The following is a 16,725-nucleotide window of genomic DNA, read 5'->3' as shown; positions in this document are numbered from 1 at the left end:
CGTCTTTCCAAACAGATAGCCATCATACCATTCCTTCATCTCTTGACGATTATCCATAAGATTATAGTATTTCAAAAGTTCATCAATTTCTTCTTGGGTAAATCCAAAGCAATCAGAAGTTTCTACATCCATGATGGTTCTCACTGTAAAGTTGTTAAGACCTGTAAAGATGCTTTCTTTAGATATTCTAAGACAGCCAGTCAATACTCCTCTTTCCAGTGCATCATTAGTTTTTAAAGCAGATGAAAAGACACTTCTTATAAAATCAACCATTTCATCATAGTAGTCATGTTGATAGGCACTCTGTAAAGGCACATCATATTCATCTATGAGAATGATGACTTTTTGATGATAATGTTTTTCTAAAAAAATACTCAAGTTATACAAAGCATCTCTTAAATCACTCTCAGAAGATTTTTTATAATGATAGTTATCAATGATTAATTTTTCAGCTTCACTTAAATATGGACTGTCCTTTAATTCAAAATAATCTTCAACAACTTTTGAAATCATAGCTTTAAATTTATCTATTTGCAAATTCATATTTTCTCTAGATAAATCTTTCAAAGATAGAAAAATGACAGGATATTGATTTTGATGAAGCATGAGATGTTGATGTTTTGATACATTCAAACCCTCAAAAAGATAAGCATTCTCTTTTTCCTTGTTAGAAAAGAAATAATAAAGCATACTCATGTTTAACGTTTTTCCAAAACGTCTAGGTCTTGTATACAGCATCACCTTGTCACTTAAGACATCATCTATAAGCATTGTCTTATCAACATAATAATAATTCTTATCCATGAATTCTTTAAAATTTTCTGTTCCTGTTGTGATACGCTTCATTATAATCTTTCCTTTCTTTATGATTACATTATACCATAGCAATTTATAAAAGTCATTGAGATAGATAGGGTTCAATAATGAGATTTTTAAACAACAAAAGTAGAATAAGTCTATAAAGTGTTGTTGTTAATTCTATTGATAAATATGTCAAAAAGAATATGATAAAAATATAGATAGATATATGCTGTAAGCAATAAAATGAATAAAAATCAAGTTTTTTTCCAAAAAAGACTTGACTGTAAAGTGACTCTATAGTGTTCAATGAAGGCAGAAAAGGAAAGAAAATCAAATGTGAGGAGGAAAATGATATGTTAAAGAGTCATTTAGGTTTTCAAAAAACAACGAATAAAGTGAGCATTGGAAGAAGATTAACAAAGTCATTATTAAAAAGAAAGATTTTTATTCAAGTCATTCTTTCATGTTTATTAGGTGTTGCGATGTATTATGGTGTTAATACAAGCTTATCTGTTTTGGTTGGAACAATGATTTTATTTATAGTCATTCAAGTTATTGCTTATGGATTAGGATTAGGTGAAATGAATACTTTATCTATACAGCCACATAGTCAGTTATTTGTAGAGTTTGATGATTCTGGAATTCATTATGTTGATAATAAAACTTTTAAAGAAAGAATAAAATATGCAAGAGATATGCTTAAAGGAAAAGAACAACTTCATCATGTTCATTATGATCAGATTGATCATGTTCAAGTCCAAAAAGTTACAAGATTTATGAAAATTCCCGGATCAAATCTTGCAACAGAAATGAACACATATGATTATTATTTTCAATTAAAAGATGGGAAAACATATAATCTGATTAATGCTATGATTCTTCAAGATGATGGCCAGAAAATTGATACTATTTTAAATCAATATATACAAAATAAACAGGAGAATAAATAAAATGAAAAGAAAAATATTGATGATTTTAATGAGTTTTGTATTAGTAGGATGTGGAAAAGCAGATGTTCCTAGTTTTGATGATGCGAATACTACAGATGTGAATGGTTATCATACTTATTATAATATGGATAAGTTATGTGCCCAATTAGAAAGAGTAGATAAAAAATATGATATGACTGATCCTCAAGATATGATGAATCAAGTGGATTATGTTTTTGTTGGAACAATGGATCAATATGACAAATCTCAAATTTATGATAATGGAAAAATTAAACAAAGTATGAAAATTACAATTAAGAAGATGATCAAAGGTCAATTAGATCAACAAGTGACTATATGGCGAGATGGTGGAAGTGTATCGGCTTCAACTTATGCTAACTATCCAAAAGAAACTTTGTTAGATAAAGGCAGTTTAGAACAGCTACCAGATCAAATTAGAAGTACAGCATATGTTGAGGTTGTACCAGAAGCTTATTTTAGAGCACAACAACAAAAAGATTATTTGTTCTTTGTCAAAGAAAAAGAAAATTTAGAAGTTTATAATGATGCTTATGGTATGTTAGAAATGATTGATGAAGAACATGCTAAAAATGTTTATACTGATGCAAAATGTAATATTTCTCAGTTAAAATCATAAAGGGGATGTAAACAATGAAATTTGCGATAAAAAATTTATTGAGGCAAAAGAAAATATCTTTATTATTTGGTATAACTATTATGATTATGGCTGTAATCTGTTATATTTTCTTAGCATTACTATATGATCCTTATTTTGCATTAGATGTCAGTTATTATAGTAAGATGATGATGGGTTCAGCTACAACACTATTTGTTGTGATGTTTACTGGATGTCTGATTATTTATACGAATATCTATGTTTTAGAAAATAAGAATCAAGAAATTTCTTTAATGAAAATATGTGGGATGACAAATAAAAGATTTATTTTCTATCTTTTTTATCAAAATACATGTCTTTATTTCATCGGAAGTCTTGTAGGTATTCTACTTGGTATTTTGATAACACCTTCTATGATAAATTATTTATATGTTCTTATAAATATCAATACTGATGTTTATATTTTAAAAGATACACTCTTTCAAACAATATTAATGATGTCTTGTTTATATGTGATTTCTTTGATTTTAAATATTGGCTATGTGTATCGTGGAAATATAATCAAGATGTTGAATGGAACAAAACAAAATAAATATCGAAAAGCAACATTTATAACTCTTTCAAGCCGAATTTATATCATTATTTATCTTTGTGGTTTATTATTAACTATTTTTAATGAACATCAAACAACAGCATATATTATCTTTTCAGTTATAGGAACTATAGGAACATATGGAATCATAAGATATGTTATACCTGAATTTATTGAAAAGAAAAAAAGCACAAAATGGTTGAATCAAGTTGATCAACTGATTGTCTATGGTGAAATCTTTTTAAAACTAAAATATACAGTTTTATTTATACAAATATTTATGATTGTAAGTATTATTATGGTCACTTTGGTTTGTTTTAATCTTGATAACAGTATTGAGATGTATAGAATGATTATAGCTTATATCATTATGTTACCGATGATTATGTTTTGTATGACATATAAGAATTTAATGATGAATCATCAAAAGAAAAAATCACTACAACTTATTCATAAAATGGGAATGACAAAAATACATCAACTGACTTTATTAAAAAAAGAATGGTTACTTTTCTATATGATGGTAAGTTTATTACCAGGTTTATATATTATTGTTATTTTTATAAAATTCTATATCTTGAGTCATATGTCATTCACTATTATTGCAGTGATTATGGGTTATTTTATATGTAATGTATTGATATCAATGCTGATTTGTTATTATTCAACAAAACAATATTTAAAGGAGGCTTTGTTATGAATGGTGTTATTATAGTGGCTCAAAGTCTAACAAAAATATATGACCAGATGACAGATTATCCAGTGAAATCATTGGATCATGTTTCCTTAGAAGTGAAAGATGGAGAATTTATTGCTATTATGGGGCCATCGGGTTCAGGAAAAACAACTTTAATTCAATGTCTGTCAACGATGGATCAACCTACAGATGGTCAGGTTTATTTATATGGTCAACCCTTATCTCATTTCACTGATTATGAAATTTGTCAGTTTAGAAATCAAAAAATTGGTTTTATATTTCAAGATTATCAACTCTTAGATTATTTAACAATTGAAGAAAACATTGCTTTTCCCTTATCAATGAATAATGTCCCTACCAACAAGATTAAAGAAAGAGTACAAAAAATTTCTTATAAAATAGGAGTTGAAGATATATTAAAAAAATATCCGGGAGAATGTTCAGGAGGACAAAAACAAAGAGTTGCCATAGCAAGAGCATTTATAGGGCAACCAGAGATGATTATTGCTGATGAACCTACAGGAAATCTCGATAGTCAAAATACCTTTGAATTAATGAATATTTTAAAAGCATTTCATGAAAAAGAACGTAAAACGATTGTATTAGTCACTCATGATGTTATGGTTGCATCTTATGCATCAAGATTATTATATATACAAGATGGAAAAATAACAGAACAGTTGCATAGAGATGATTTTCAAAATCAAAATGAATACTTTAAACATATTGTGAAATTGAATTCTCAAGAAAGATATATGTTATTTCAAAATGGATGAAGGAAACTTTTTGTTTCCTTTTTTCTATATCTGCATAGATATTTTGAAAAGATATTGTTATACTATATGAAAAAGAAAGGAAATGATTTCATGAATGATGATATTATTGTTGCAATAGCGACTTCAAGATTAGAAGCAGCTATATCTATTATTCGATTAAGTGGAAAAGACTGTATAGCTTTTGTTCAAGCATTTTTTACAGGAAAAATCATGGATAAAGCAAGTCATACGATTACATATGGATTTATAAAAGATGGCAATGAAAAAATAGATGAAGTTTTAGTAAATATATATCGAGGACATAAAACATTTACTGGTGAAGAAATGGTAGAGATTAACTGTCATGGTGGTATTTTTATTACACAAAAGGTGTTAAACCTTTGTTTAAAAAAAGGTGCCCGTATGGCAGAACATGGAGAATTTTCTAAAAGAGCTTTTTTAAATGGACGTATTGATTTATCACAGGCTGAAGCAATTAGTGATTTGATTAGTGCCAAAAATGATTATGCTTCTCAATTAGCATTAAAAGGAATACAAGGAAATATCAGTCATTTTATTGAAGATTTAAAAGAAGATCTAATTCAAATTATTACCCAAATAGAAGTCAATATTGATTATCCTGAATATGAAGATGTAGAAGAATTAACAGCTCAATCTCTACTTCCTAGAAGTGTTCAATTACAAGAAAAGATGAATCATATTATTGATTCATCTAAAAATGTTCATTTATTAAAAGATGGTATTTCTACTGTGATTATAGGAAAACCTAATGTTGGAAAATCAAGTTTATTGAATGCTTTATTAGATGAAGATAAAGCGATTGTTACAGATATTGCAGGAACAACAAGAGATATTGTTGAAGGAACGATTCGTTTGGATCATATTGTTTTAAACATGATTGATACAGCAGGCATTAGAGATACAGATGATATTGTCGAAAATATTGGAGTTCATAAATCAAAAGAACTGATTCATCAAGCAGATTTAGTATTACTTGTATTAGATGGTTCTCAACCACTAACGAGGGAAGATCAGGAATTATTAGAATTATCTAAAGATACGCAAAGAATTATTGTTATAAATAAAAAGGATCAAGGACAAATCAATGATATTGATGGTATTGAAATTAGTGCGAAAAATCATGATATAGAGCCATTAATTCAAAAGATTAAAGAAATGTTTGAATTAGGGAAAATTACATCTTCACAAGATGATATATTAGCGAATGCCAGACAAATTCAATTATTAGAAAGAGCCAATCAGTCATTAAAAAATGCTATTACAGCGATGGAACAATCTATACCAACAGATTTAATTGTTACTGATTTATATGATAGCTGGGAAAGTTTAAAAGAAATATTAGGAGAAAGAGCAAAAGAAGATTTATTAGATGAATTATTTAAACGCTTTTGTATAGGTAAATAAAGATGAAAAAGTATCAATTTTTAGCAGAAAGATATTATAAATTTTTTAAATATTTAAGAACCATTGGTTTAATTAGTATGATTGTTTTTCTGGTTGTTACAGCTTTTAATCGAAATAATTCTACACTTTCTATCATCAGTTATTTTGCTATATTATTGACTTTAGCCTGTCTTTTAGAATGCGTCATTTTATATGTTTTATATTTAATATTGAAACGTAAGTAAGAAGATGAAGAAATTCATCTTTTTCATTTCAAAAAGAGAAAAGATTCCTTATTTTTAGACAAGAGTGCTATAATAAGCAAACGAGGGAAAGGGGAGAAAACGATGAGTAGAAGTTATGAAATTGATATGTGTCATGGACCATTGTTAAAACAAATTATTATTTTTTCAGTACCATTGATGCTATCGGGGATATTACAGTTACTTTTTAATGCAGCAGATATTATTGTTGTTGGAAGATTTACGGGAAGTGAAGCTTTAGCAGCTGTAGGTTCGACAAGTTCTTTGATTAACTTATTGGTCAATTTGTTTATCGGAATATCTGTTGGTGCTAATGTTTTATTTGGAAGATTTTGTGGAGCTAACGATGATAAAAATGCATCGGAAACAGTACATACTGCCATCTGTACAGCTATTTATGGTGGAATTCTCATGATATTTGTGGGAAATATTCTAGCTGAACCTATGTTACAGCTGATGGGGACACCAAGTGATGTTATTGATTTAGCAACACTTTATATGCGTATTTATTTTGTTGGTATGCCAGGTTTTATGATTTATAACTTTGGGGCAGCATTATTAAGAACTGTTGGTGATACCAAAAGACCACTTTATTTTTTAACATTGGCAGGTATTATTAATGTGATATTTAATTTAATATTTGTCATTGTATTTCATTTAGGAGTTGCTGGAGTTGCAATTTCTACTGCTATGTCTGAATGTATTTCTGCTATATTAGTCATGAGATGTTTGATTCAAGCAGATGGTGTTTTAAAATTATCAAAAGATAAATTACATTTTCATAAAGATAAATTAATTAAAATGTTGAAAATTGGTTTACCTGCAGGATTACAGGGAATGGTTTTTAATATTTCTAATGTTTTAATTCAATCATCAGTCAATTCATTTGGTTCTATTATAGTCGCCGGTAATACTTCAGCAAGTAATATTGAAGGATTTGTTTATACAGCTATGAACTCTATTTATCAGACATCTTTAAGTTTTACAAGTCAAAATATGGGAGCAAAAAATTATTCAAGAGTGAATCAAATTCTCGTAAGATGTTTAGCTGTTGTTAGTGTTATAGGTTTTGTTTTAGGATTTGGAGCTTATCTATTAGGAAATATTTTATTAACAATTTATTCAACTGATCCACAAGTTATTTCATCTGGTCTTATTCGTTTAAGTATTGTAAGTGCATCCTATTTTTTATGTGGTATTATGGATGTCATTGTAGGAAGTTTAAGAGGTATGGGTTATTCCATGATGCCAATGCTTATCTCTTTAACAGGAGCTTGTCTATTTAGAGTTATTTGGATTTTTACCATTTTCCAAATGAATCATAGTTTATTTATACTTTATGTTTCTTATCCAATTTCATGGATTTTAACTTTAACAGCACAACTTATTTGTTATTTTAAAGTTCGTAAACATGCATTTGTTTAGACTAAATAAAAAAGGGAATCTCATATAGGATTCCCTTTATACATATTCATTAAATGTATCTAAATAGTTTGAAATAAGATAATACATGATTAAACAAAACTATAATAAATATTATCAATATATTCATCAAAATCTGATATATAGAAAAAGGATAGATAAAATAAAAGATGATTGAGTATATGACATTAAAAATATTAAGAATAATAAACTTAAATATGAAAAACGCTTTATAAGAAATTAATCTTAGCTGCAAGAGTTGACGATCTTCTACAACAATTCTTCTATAAAAATTATAGATTGATAATTGTAGACACATATAAGATACAAATACAAATTCTTTAGGAACAGGAATTAAACAAAGATATAAGATAAGAAGTTGTGGAAAATGAAGAATAAAATAATAGAAATCTTTATATAAGATTGCCTGAAATTGATAATTATTAGAATATCTTGAGAAGAAACAAGTTATATGATAAGTGGTTAAATATATGAATTGATCAATTTTTTCTTTTAAATAAGAAAATGGTTCCTTTCTTATATTGAACATTGAATTGGTAAGAATAGTGTTAAGATGTAAATAAAAGAATATACTGCATAATATAAATAAAGGGAGTGTCATTATAAAAAGAAGTTTGATATCAATAAGCACACTGATGATAGAAAATATAACTAATGTATAGGCAAGAATTAAACCAAAGTTTTTCTCATTGCATAATGAATATACAAGAAAATAAATAATATAAAATATCATGAATTCAGAAAGAATAAGCATACTTAAGATATGTATAGGAAGATTTGTAAAAAAATAATTAATAATAAAAGTGGCAATAATGGGAACAATAGAATACACTAGACTGGCAGAAATCTTTGCTAAGATAATATAGAAAAGATTTATTTTTTTAGCAATCATTGACATAAAAATAGCTGAATCTTCTAGAAAACCATTATAAGATAAATATGTGATAATACCAGATAAACTCAAAAGAGATAAATAAGAAAGACTTAATTTTGTAGAAATAATATTCATGACTTCTGGTGTAAATAATATATTGAGTGGATTGATACTCATATAGATAGTTAATGTAGCAAAGGTAATCATGCTTATGAATGCAATAAATAAAGTTTTCAATGGATATCTTAAATAGAGCTGTATTTTAAATATATTCAACCATGTTTTCATGACTTTCATCTCCATATATTTCTTTATACTTTTTATAAAATGATTCATTATTTATTTTATTTTTATAATTCATTTCAATAATTTTGTAATCTTTCATGATGATATATTGTGTTGCAACTTTTTCTAAAATATCCAATTGATGTGAAGAGATGAGAAAATTGAATCCTTTTTTTGTTAATGAGTTAATGAGATTTGTAATTTCTATTGTGGAAATGGGATCAATTCCATTAAAAGGTTCATCTAATATCATAAGTTTTGAGTGACTCAAAATAGTGATAAGAAAAGCAACTTTTTTTCTTCTCCTGAAGATAAGTGAATACATTTTTTGTTAAGAAGTTGCCTTAATTTCAGACAATCAATCAATTCATTAAAGAAAGCATCATTTAAATTCAAAGATTGATTGTTATATATTTGATACCAGAATTTAATATTTGCTATAACAGTAAGATTAAAGTAAAGATTACTGTCATAGGGAAGATAAGCAATATCATTAGGTTTAGAGATGCTTATTTTTCCAGATTGGGGTGTCAATATACCACATATAAGATTAAAAAGGGTTGTTTTTCCAGCACCATTATGTCCCATAAGAACGATGCAATCCTTATTGAAGTGAAGTGATGCATTAAGCTGATGAAATATTATTTCTTTTTTATAGGCAAAGTCTAAGTTTTGAATATGAATATCCATATAAGTTCTCCTTTTTATCATAATAAATATAAAACCAGAAGTCATATCACTCTGTATGATTTCTGGTTAATTTCATTTTATTTTTTTAATGCTGTACCAAAATGTAAAGCAATATAAGCTAATTCATGTTCATTAAATCTTTTATGATAATGTTGTTCCACAATGTCATTAAAGATTTCAGCACATTTATATTCTAATTGAAATTGAGCTTGAATCTTATCTTTTAATGGATTATCAGTGAGTTGACGATTATTTTGTAAACGATCTAATGCAGGATAGAAATGTAATGTCATACCTGTATAGAACTCTTTATTTTTTCTTAAATCTAATTGAAGATCGTTTTGAATACGATTAATAGTTTCATTAATAATATCTTCAGTTTCATCATCACATAAATCAAATTCACAATTAAAATCAATATCTAAAAGATTGATATTTGCTAGATACATTGTAACATATTGAACTTGATTTTCATCTATTTCAACATGAAATTGTTGATCTAATTCATTAACAATTTGTTTAGAAACTTGATAATATTCGTGATTTTTTAAATGATTAATTTGACTTTCACTTGTTGGAATATAAGTTCCATTAATTTCTCTAGAAAGACATAAAGAAAGATGAATAATTAAATTATCAAAGGATACTTCAGATATTTCAATGTGATGTTCTTCAATAATCTTTTTTACAATACCTTCAATTACTTCTTTTCTATTTTCATATTGACTATCTAATTCTATAACCATATAACCCTTACCTCGCTTTTCATATGATATATTATTTGAAATCAAAAGTCTACCATAAAAAAATTTTTTCTTAAAATGAAACATGTACTTCAATATATTCACAATGAGTCAATAATCTTATAGGATAACCCCATGATCCAAAACCACTAGAAACAATCAAAGATTGATCTTGATTTGTTAATAAACCATAGTCATTATCATAAATCAATCCAGTAATAATAGAACCAGGAAAGACTTGTCCTGCATGAGTATGACCTGAAAGTTGTAGATCAGCAATCTCTAAGTTTTCTTGGTAACGTTGAGGATTATGATCTAAGACAATAGTTGGTAATGATGAATCCATGTTTTGACAAATATCTTCTATAGAGTGAGAAGAATGATAACTAACATCTTCTCGTCCTATTATATTAAAAAGACCATCAATACATACAAAGTTTTCATTTAAATAAGTTATATTGTATTTTTGATAGAGTTCACGAGTAGAAAGAGATATATATTTTTCATGATTACCATCAATCGCAATAATACCATATTGGCTATGGATTGTTGAAAGAATTTGTAAGGCCTGATGAATTCTATCAATAGATGAGGATTCATCAAAAATATCTCCACCTAAACATACTAAATCATATTGTTTTTGATTAAGTTTTTTTACAAGATTTTGAATATCTTGAGGTGTTGTTCCACTGCCAATATGAATATCACTAATAAATGCTATGTTTAAAGAATCTAAAGATGTTTCTTTATGAATTAAAATATTATAATGTGTTATTTCTTTATGAAAATGAGAATAGTAACCTATCCCAGTTGTAAAAATAGATATAAATACACATATGAAAAGAATCCATTTTTGAAAAGATTGCTTAAAAATATGACACCAGAGTTGATAAATCAACAAACATAACATCAAAAGAAAGCTACAAAGTATATAAAAGCTAACAATGTTAAACCATAAATCAAAAGATGGTTTCAATAAAACTTTCAATAAAATAGTGACTATTGATAAACTTGTACAAAGATAAAGAATATAACGTCCACTTTTTTTCATATATTTAAATATACACAGGAAGTAGTAAAAAGGTGCTATAATGAGAAAGAGAGATAAAATTGTATAGAATAAAAGCATCATGAAGAACACCTCTTTTCTTTTTTACAAGTATAACATAATTGAACAAAAAATAAAGGTTGCTTTCAAAGAACGCATATGATAGTATTAAAAAAAGATAGAGGTGCAAGAGTTAAGAGTTCTTTTATATGAATAGGTGCAACTAAAAAAGAAGGAGGAACGATTGCCGAAGGGATAATTATTTGCATGTGATTATTGCCTGGGGGTATAGAGAATATCTATATCACTGTCACTTTAGGATAAAGTGGTGTGCTATTGCTTAATAAAATCATCTTTATTATTGCAATGGTCCCATTGCAATTTTTTATTAATAAAAGAAGGTGAAAGTAATGAAATTGATTGAATCTGATAGTCATATTATTCAAGTCAAATTGATGAATGTAGAAAAGAATTCATTATTTGTTGGAGATATTTTTCAAACAATTTCTTCAATGAATGTGAATATTGATATGATTTCAGAAGTGATTTTAGAAGATGAAATGCGTATTGATTTTACATGTAGTCAAGATGATCAAAAGAATTTAGATGAAGCACTGTCTTTAATAAGAACAAAACATCCACGTATACAAATTTATCAAAATAGACAAGTCGCTAAAATTAAGATTGAAAGTGATGCTATGAAAGATGAAGTTGGTGTGGCAGCAGCAGTATTTACTGTTTTAGGAAAACATCAAATTCCTTTGCTTCAAGTCACAACATCAGAAGTATCTATTTCTTGTGTTATTCCATTGGAATGTGTTGATTTAGCTATGTCAGAAATAAAAAAAGAATATAAATAGGAGGGTTATTTATGGAACCAATTTTTGAAGGAAGTGCAGTTGCGCTTGTATTACCCATGTTAGATGATGGAAGTATTGATTATGATGGTTTTAAAAGACAAGTTCAAAGAATGATTGATGGTGGTGTTCAAGCTATTTTAGTAAATGGAACAACAGGTGAAACACCAACAATTCATATTGATGAAGAATTTGAATTAACAAAAATTGTTATGGAAATGACAAAAGGAACAGGTATCAAAGTCATTGCAGGTGCAGGTTCTAATGATACAGAAACAGCTTTGAAAAAAGCAAAGTTTGCTAAGGAAGTAGGAGCTGATGCAATATTAGTTGTGACACCATACTACAATAAAACAAGTCAAAGAGGGCTTATTGAACATTATACTTATATTGCTGATCGTGTGGATATTCCAATGATTCTTTATAATGTTCCGGGACGTACAGGAATGAATATTAGTGTAGATACAGTTGTAGAACTAGCAAAACATAGAAATATTAAGGCCATGAAAGATGCAACAGATAATATTGCTTATGCAATGGATGTTTTAACACAGACAAGAGATTTAGATTTTGATATGTACAGTGGTTGTGATGATAATATTTTACCGTTTATAGCAGCTGGAGGAAAAGGTGTGATTTCTGTATTATCTAATCTTTATCCAAGGGAAACAGAAAAATTTGCTCAAGCTGTATTAAAAGGTGATATGAAACTGGCACAAGAAATGGCATATGATTTTAATGATGTCAGCAAATATTTATTTGTTGATGTTAACCCAATTATGCCTAAAGCAGCTTTAAAGAAAATGGGTGTTTGTGGGGAAATGGTAAGAAGACCTTTAATTCCAACAACACAAGCCAATAAACAATTATTATTTGATGCAATGGAAAGATTTGAAAAGAAGGGTTATTAAAATGAATGTATTAGTTTATGGATTTGGTTTAATGGGTAAAAAAGTTGCCCAAGCTGTAAGAAACAACACACAAATGAATTTAGTGGGTGTTGTTTCACCTGTCTTTGATGCGAAAATTGACGAAAAAATGTATACATCATTAAGTGAAGTCAATGAAAAGATTGATGCAATTATTGATTTTTCACATCCGGATAATTTAAGTGATATTTTAAAGTTCGGTGTTAAAAATCATTGTGCTCTCGTTTTAGCAACAACTGGATATACACAACAACAAATTTTACATATTGAAGAAGCTTCTTCTCAAATTCCTATTTTTCAATCATACAACACTTCTTTTGGTGTATCAATGCTAACAAAGATTGTAAAAGAAGTAGCTAAAGAATTTTATGATAATGATTATGATATTGAAATTATAGAAAAACATCATAATCAAAAAATAGATGCTCCAAGTGGTACCGCAAAACTTTTATATGATGTGATTCATGAAGATATTAATGAAACAAAAGAAGTTTATGATCGTTCAACAGTTCATCATAAACGTGAGAAGAAAGAAGTAGGCATTCAATCAGTAAGAGCAGGAACAATCTTTGGGGAACACACTGTTTTATTTGCAGGGCATGATGAGATTATTGAAGTGAAACATACAGCTTTATCAAAAGAAGTTTTTGTTCAAGGAGCGATTAGTGCCTGTTTGAAGATTGTAGATAAAGATAATGGGTTATTTAGTTTAAAGAATTTATATTAAAGGGGAATAAAAATGGTTTTACAAACACAATTTGCTCAAATAAGAGATCGTAGCTTATATATAGACGATGTGGATGCAATGGATTTAGTGAAAAAATATGGAACACCACTTTATGTGATGAGTGAAGGTCATATAAGACATCAATTGAACGAATTAAAAACAAAGTTCTTGGATAAATATGATCATGTTTTACCACTATTTGCTTCTAAATCATTTAGTTGTTTAGAAATTTATCGTATTACCAGTGAATTTGGTATTGGTATTGATTGTGTCAGTGCTGGAGAAATTTCTATTGCTTTAAAAGCAGGATTTGATCCACATAAGATTTATTTCCACGGAAATAATAAACTTCCATCAGAAATAGATTATGCGATTGCTCATGATGTTGATCATTTTGTGATTGATAACTTTTATGAAATTGAACTTGTTGAAAAGTATGCTAAAAAATATGATAAAACAATTTATGCAACAGTAAGAGTTGTTCCAGAAATTAAGGCTGGGGGACATGGTTATATCCAAACTGGTCACAAAGATACAAAGTTTGGCTTTAGTGCCAGAAACGGCATTTATTTAAAAGCGATTCAACAAATTGTAGATTCAGCTCATATTGAATTTGAAGGTATTCATTGTCATATTGGTTCACAGGTTTTTGATTTATATGCTTATATTAGTGCAATGCATAGATTTGTTCGTTTTGCTTATGAAATATATGATCAGTTAGGTGTCATGGTCAAAGTGATTAATGCCGGTGGTGGTTATGGAATCGCCTATACGAAAAAAGATGAACCACTAGAATTTGAAACAATCACATCTGAAATTATGAATATTATTAAAGATGGATATGATAAACGTGGTTGGGATATGCCAATGGTTTTAGTAGAACCGGGACGTTATGTTGTAGGAAATGCTGGTATTACATTGTATACTGTAGGTTCTGTAAAAGATATCCCAGATGTCCGTACTTATATGAGTGTGGATGGTGGTATGACAGATAATATTAGAACGGCTTTATATGATGCACAATATGATGGTATTATTGTTAATAAAGCTTATGAACGTCGTGATACAAAGGTAACAGTAGCTGGAAAGATTTGTGAGTCAGCAGATATTGTCGTTAAGGAAATTATGTTACCTTATCCTGAACCCGGAGATATATTTGCTCAATTTTCTACTGGTGCATATCATTATTCTATGTCATCAAATTACAATCAGCTACCAAAACCAGCAGTTGTCTTTACTTATCAAGGTAAAAGTAAATTAGTCATTAGAAGACAGACTTTTGATGATTTAATTGCTTTTGATGTACAGGAAGACTATCAATAAGAGGAAGAAACATTATTCTTTCTCTTTTTTGATACTTTGTAAAAATGCATTCAAACTTTTATTTTGAGAGTTTTTATGCCAGATCAGATAAATATGGAATTGTTGAGAAAAGTCTTTTAAAGGCAAAAAGCAAAGATATTTTTGATAAGCATAATAATCTTCAACAAATTGGGCTAAGATGGCCGTATCTTGACTAATAGCTAAATGCATGAAAAGAGTATCTAAATCATGGCTTATAAAATCAGGATGACTTGTATCCATAATCACGTGTGTTTGATTTTTTATATCAAAATAGTTTAAAGATGAATATGAAGATAAAACGTGATTTTTACTCATAGCAACAACAAATGGATAAGAATAGATATGCAGATAGTCAAATTGTTCTTCAAAAGGAATAGGATCATGACCAACTCTAGCCGTAAATACACAATCGACTTTATGATTTTTTAACAGCTCTTCAATTTCTTGTCTAGAATCACGATAAAGCTGAATATCCATATGTTTATTGTGTTGATAAAAATTCTGAATATTTTTAATCATAATGCAATGTTCAATACCTTTTAAATATCCAATTTTTAATTGACCAAAATTCTCATGATGTAAATATTGAATTGTTTGATAACATTCTTGATTTGCTTCTAAGACTTTAAGAGCACTTTTTAAAAAGATTTCTCGTTGCTGAGTTAACTGCACATTCTTTTTGTTTCTTATAAATAACTGAAAACCAAGTGTTTCTTCTAAATGTTTAATATGATTACTAACAGCTGTTTGAGAAATAAATAGATTTTGACTGGCTTTTGTAAAGTTTAAAGTTTTAGAAACTTCGACAAAGCATTTTAATTGTTGAATATTCATAGAAATTATCTCCTTTATTATAACTTTTAGTTATTATATTATATTATTTTTATATTAGATAATTATGGTAAATTGATTAAAATAAGTATACGAGGAGTTGGATTATGAAAAAATCATTATTTATATTATAGGTTTAAATTTTTTAGCATTAGGAATTGTATTGAATATTTCTACAGGACTAGGAGTTGCTGCTTTATCAAGTTCCATTTATACAACAAGCCAAATATTTCATATGTTATTAGGAACAGCCTCTATTATCTGGTATATTATGTTTGTTGGAATACAATGTTTATTATCAAAGAGAATAACGAAGGAGTACCTTTTAGAAATACCACTATCTTTTGTATTTGGTTATCTTAATGATTTTTATGATTATATTATTCATATAACACCATCTTCTTTTGTATATTCACTGTTATTATTATGTATTGCTTTACTTTGTATTTCTTTAGGCGTTTATTTGACAAGTGAAACAAACTTTGTATTAAATCCAGGAGATGGCATTGTCAAAACGATAAGTGAAGTTTTCCATTATCCTTTCTATAATGTTAAAAATATGTTTGATATTTCTATGATTTTATGTTCACTTGTTTTAAGTTGGATAACACATAATCCTATTATGGGAATAGGTATAGGAACTATCATTTCAGCAGTTATGATTGGTAGGCTTATTAAAGTCTGGCAATATCTTCTTCAAAAAAGATTATTTATTGAGGTATAAAGTTTTTAAATATGTTCATAATTCCACTATGAGGTGAAATTATGAACAATCTAAAAAAGCTTATTTTTATTATTCTTGTCTGCATGTTATGTGTTAGTGTTGAAGCAAAAAGTCAAAATCCTAAATATAAA

The 16,725-nt window shown here is 27.9% G+C and carries 19 protein-coding genes and 1 riboswitch; of the genes, 12 read left to right on the top strand and 7 right to left on the bottom strand.

Annotated features, from left to right (window positions below):
- On the bottom strand, positions 1-846 hold an 846-nt coding region (locus tag B5E75_RS12855), incomplete at its 3' end, for an AAA family ATPase (RefSeq protein ID WP_162607697.1).
- A 308-nt stretch (positions 847-1,154) separates the two neighbouring features.
- On the opposite strand from B5E75_RS12855, the gene B5E75_RS12850 reads away from it, so the two are divergent.
- The 7 genes from B5E75_RS12850 (at position 1,155) to B5E75_RS12820 (ending at position 7,524) form a co-directional block, all read left to right on the top strand.
- Positions 1,155-1,751 (top strand): hypothetical protein, encoded by a 597-nt coding sequence (locus tag B5E75_RS12850; RefSeq protein WP_087359940.1) that lies wholly within the window; start codon positions 1,155-1,157, stop codon positions 1,749-1,751.
- A gap of 1 nt (position 1,752) precedes the next feature.
- Positions 1,753-2,388 carry a hypothetical protein gene (locus B5E75_RS12845; protein WP_087304817.1) on the top strand — a complete coding sequence of 212 codons (636 nt, stop codon included), beginning with the start codon at positions 1,753-1,755 and terminating at the stop codon, positions 2,386-2,388.
- A gap of 14 nt (positions 2,389-2,402) precedes the next feature.
- The gene (locus B5E75_RS12840) at positions 2,403-3,659 is read left to right on the top strand and encodes an FtsX-like permease family protein (protein WP_087359937.1); all 1,257 of its coding nucleotides are present in this window, start codon (positions 2,403-2,405) and stop codon (positions 3,657-3,659) included.
- Complete coding sequence (locus B5E75_RS12835) at positions 3,656-4,432, top strand: ABC transporter ATP-binding protein (RefSeq protein ID WP_087359934.1); 777 nt, start codon at positions 3,656-3,658, stop codon at positions 4,430-4,432. Before B5E75_RS12840 ends, B5E75_RS12835 begins: the two co-directional genes overlap by 4 nt.
- A 90-nt stretch (positions 4,433-4,522) precedes the next feature.
- Positions 4,523-5,857 (top strand): tRNA uridine-5-carboxymethylaminomethyl(34) synthesis GTPase MnmE, encoded by a 1,335-nt coding sequence (gene mnmE / locus B5E75_RS12830; RefSeq protein ID WP_087359931.1) that lies wholly within the window; start codon positions 4,523-4,525, stop codon positions 5,855-5,857.
- A gap of 2 nt (positions 5,858-5,859) precedes the next feature.
- Positions 5,860-6,081: a hypothetical protein gene (locus B5E75_RS12825; protein WP_087359928.1), complete on the top strand. Its 222-nt coding sequence runs from the start codon at positions 5,860-5,862 to the stop codon at positions 6,079-6,081.
- 102 nt (positions 6,082-6,183) lie between these two features.
- Entirely contained in the window at positions 6,184-7,524 is a 1,341-nt protein-coding gene (locus tag B5E75_RS12820; protein ID WP_087359925.1) for an MATE family efflux transporter, read from the top strand.
- A gap of 49 nt (positions 7,525-7,573) precedes the next feature.
- Here the strand turns inward: B5E75_RS12820 and B5E75_RS12815 are convergent, their stop codons facing one another.
- The 5 genes from B5E75_RS12815 to B5E75_RS12795 form a co-directional block, all read right to left on the bottom strand.
- A complete protein-coding gene (locus tag B5E75_RS12815; protein ID WP_087359922.1) occupies positions 7,574-8,704 on the bottom strand; it encodes a hypothetical protein in 1,131 nt (376 codons plus the stop codon).
- Positions 8,679-8,954, bottom strand: coding sequence for a P-loop NTPase family protein (locus tag B5E75_RS12810; RefSeq protein ID WP_143746968.1), 276 nt, complete (start codon positions 8,952-8,954; stop codon positions 8,679-8,681). Before B5E75_RS12810 ends, B5E75_RS12815 begins: the two co-directional genes overlap by 26 nt.
- A 14-nt stretch (positions 8,955-8,968) precedes the next feature.
- Positions 8,969-9,391 (bottom strand): ATP-binding cassette domain-containing protein, encoded by a 423-nt coding sequence (locus B5E75_RS12805; protein ID WP_162607696.1) that lies wholly within the window; start codon positions 9,389-9,391, stop codon positions 8,969-8,971.
- Positions 9,392-9,468: 77 nt separating this feature from the next.
- The gene (locus B5E75_RS12800; RefSeq protein ID WP_087359943.1) at positions 9,469-10,137 is read right to left on the bottom strand and encodes a BglG family transcription antiterminator; all 669 of its coding nucleotides are present in this window, start codon (positions 10,135-10,137) and stop codon (positions 9,469-9,471) included.
- Positions 10,138-10,207: 70 nt separating this feature from the next.
- Positions 10,208-11,263, bottom strand: a complete 1,056-nt coding sequence (locus B5E75_RS12795; RefSeq protein WP_162607695.1) for a metallophosphoesterase — start codon at positions 11,261-11,263, stop codon at positions 10,208-10,210.
- Between the two features lie 90 nt (positions 11,264-11,353).
- Positions 11,354-11,526: riboswitch (Lysine riboswitch) on the top strand.
- A gap of 66 nt (positions 11,527-11,592) precedes the next feature.
- Here B5E75_RS12795 and B5E75_RS12790 point away from each other — a divergent pair.
- The 4 genes from B5E75_RS12790 to lysA are packed head-to-tail and all read left to right on the top strand — an operon-like array spanning position 11,593 to position 15,018.
- Positions 11,593-12,042 (top strand): ACT domain-containing protein, encoded by a 450-nt coding sequence (locus tag B5E75_RS12790; RefSeq protein ID WP_087359910.1) that lies wholly within the window; start codon positions 11,593-11,595, stop codon positions 12,040-12,042.
- A gap of 11 nt (positions 12,043-12,053) precedes the next feature.
- On the top strand, positions 12,054-12,950 hold the full coding sequence (gene dapA, locus B5E75_RS12785) for a 4-hydroxy-tetrahydrodipicolinate synthase (RefSeq protein ID WP_087359907.1): 897 nt from the start codon (positions 12,054-12,056) through the stop codon (positions 12,948-12,950).
- Between the two features lies 1 nt (position 12,951).
- Positions 12,952-13,695 carry a 4-hydroxy-tetrahydrodipicolinate reductase gene (gene dapB, locus B5E75_RS12780; protein ID WP_087359904.1) on the top strand — a complete coding sequence of 248 codons (744 nt, stop codon included), beginning with the start codon at positions 12,952-12,954 and terminating at the stop codon, positions 13,693-13,695.
- A 12-nt stretch (positions 13,696-13,707) separates the two neighbouring features.
- Entirely contained in the window at positions 13,708-15,018 is a 1,311-nt protein-coding gene (gene lysA / locus B5E75_RS12775; protein ID WP_087359901.1) for a diaminopimelate decarboxylase, read from the top strand.
- A 12-nt stretch (positions 15,019-15,030) separates the two neighbouring features.
- Here the strand turns inward: lysA and B5E75_RS12770 are convergent, their stop codons facing one another.
- Positions 15,031-15,873, bottom strand: a complete 843-nt coding sequence (locus tag B5E75_RS12770; protein ID WP_087359898.1) for a LysR family transcriptional regulator — start codon at positions 15,871-15,873, stop codon at positions 15,031-15,033.
- Between the two features lie 97 nt (positions 15,874-15,970).
- Here B5E75_RS12770 and B5E75_RS12765 point away from each other — a divergent pair, with 97 nt between their 5' ends.
- Positions 15,971-16,594 carry a DUF6198 family protein gene (locus tag B5E75_RS12765; RefSeq protein WP_087359895.1) on the top strand — a complete coding sequence of 208 codons (624 nt, stop codon included), beginning with the start codon at positions 15,971-15,973 and terminating at the stop codon, positions 16,592-16,594.
- Positions 16,595-16,725: the final 131 nt, after the last annotated feature.

Origin of the sequence: Massiliimicrobium timonense, assembly GCF_002160865.1 — a bacterium.
Taxonomy (GTDB): Bacteria; Bacillota_I; Bacilli_A; order Erysipelotrichales; family Coprobacillaceae; genus Allocoprobacillus.
The sequence above is the reverse complement of the archived record's forward strand: the minus strand, read 5'-3'. Positions and strand labels throughout refer to the sequence as shown.

Excerpts from the sequence above, each read along its gene's own strand:
- B5E75_RS12810 (WP_143746968.1), bottom strand. The coding sequence starts at position 8,954 with ATGATATTAGATGAACCTTTTAATGGAATTGATCCCATTTCCACAATA.
- B5E75_RS12815 (WP_087359922.1), bottom strand. The coding sequence starts at position 8,704 with ATGAAAACATGGTTGAATATATTTAAAATACAGCTCTATTTAAGATAT.
- B5E75_RS12820 (WP_087359925.1), top strand. The coding sequence starts at position 6,184 with ATGAGTAGAAGTTATGAAATTGATATGTGTCATGGACCATTGTTAAAA.
- B5E75_RS12790 (WP_087359910.1), top strand. The coding sequence starts at position 11,593 with ATGAAATTGATTGAATCTGATAGTCATATTATTCAAGTCAAATTGATG.
- B5E75_RS12845 (WP_087304817.1), top strand. The coding sequence starts at position 1,753 with ATGAAAAGAAAAATATTGATGATTTTAATGAGTTTTGTATTAGTAGGA.
- B5E75_RS12800 (WP_087359943.1), bottom strand. The coding sequence starts at position 10,137 with ATGGTTATAGAATTAGATAGTCAATATGAAAATAGAAAAGAAGTAATT.
- B5E75_RS12770 (WP_087359898.1), bottom strand. The coding sequence starts at position 15,873 with ATGAATATTCAACAATTAAAATGCTTTGTCGAAGTTTCTAAAACTTTA.
- mnmE (WP_087359931.1), top strand. The coding sequence starts at position 4,523 with ATGAATGATGATATTATTGTTGCAATAGCGACTTCAAGATTAGAAGCA.
- B5E75_RS12840 (WP_087359937.1), top strand. The coding sequence starts at position 2,403 with ATGAAATTTGCGATAAAAAATTTATTGAGGCAAAAGAAAATATCTTTA.
- B5E75_RS12795 (WP_162607695.1), bottom strand. The coding sequence starts at position 11,263 with ATGCTTTTATTCTATACAATTTTATCTCTCTTTCTCATTATAGCACCT.
- lysA (WP_087359901.1), top strand. The coding sequence starts at position 13,708 with ATGGTTTTACAAACACAATTTGCTCAAATAAGAGATCGTAGCTTATAT.
- B5E75_RS12850 (WP_087359940.1), top strand. The coding sequence starts at position 1,155 with ATGTTAAAGAGTCATTTAGGTTTTCAAAAAACAACGAATAAAGTGAGC.
- B5E75_RS12835 (WP_087359934.1), top strand. The coding sequence starts at position 3,656 with ATGAATGGTGTTATTATAGTGGCTCAAAGTCTAACAAAAATATATGAC.
- B5E75_RS12825 (WP_087359928.1), top strand. The coding sequence starts at position 5,860 with ATGAAAAAGTATCAATTTTTAGCAGAAAGATATTATAAATTTTTTAAA.
- B5E75_RS12805 (WP_162607696.1), bottom strand. The coding sequence starts at position 9,391 with ATGGATATTCATATTCAAAACTTAGACTTTGCCTATAAAAAAGAAATA.
- dapB (WP_087359904.1), top strand. The coding sequence starts at position 12,952 with ATGAATGTATTAGTTTATGGATTTGGTTTAATGGGTAAAAAAGTTGCC.
- dapA (WP_087359907.1), top strand. The coding sequence starts at position 12,054 with ATGGAACCAATTTTTGAAGGAAGTGCAGTTGCGCTTGTATTACCCATG.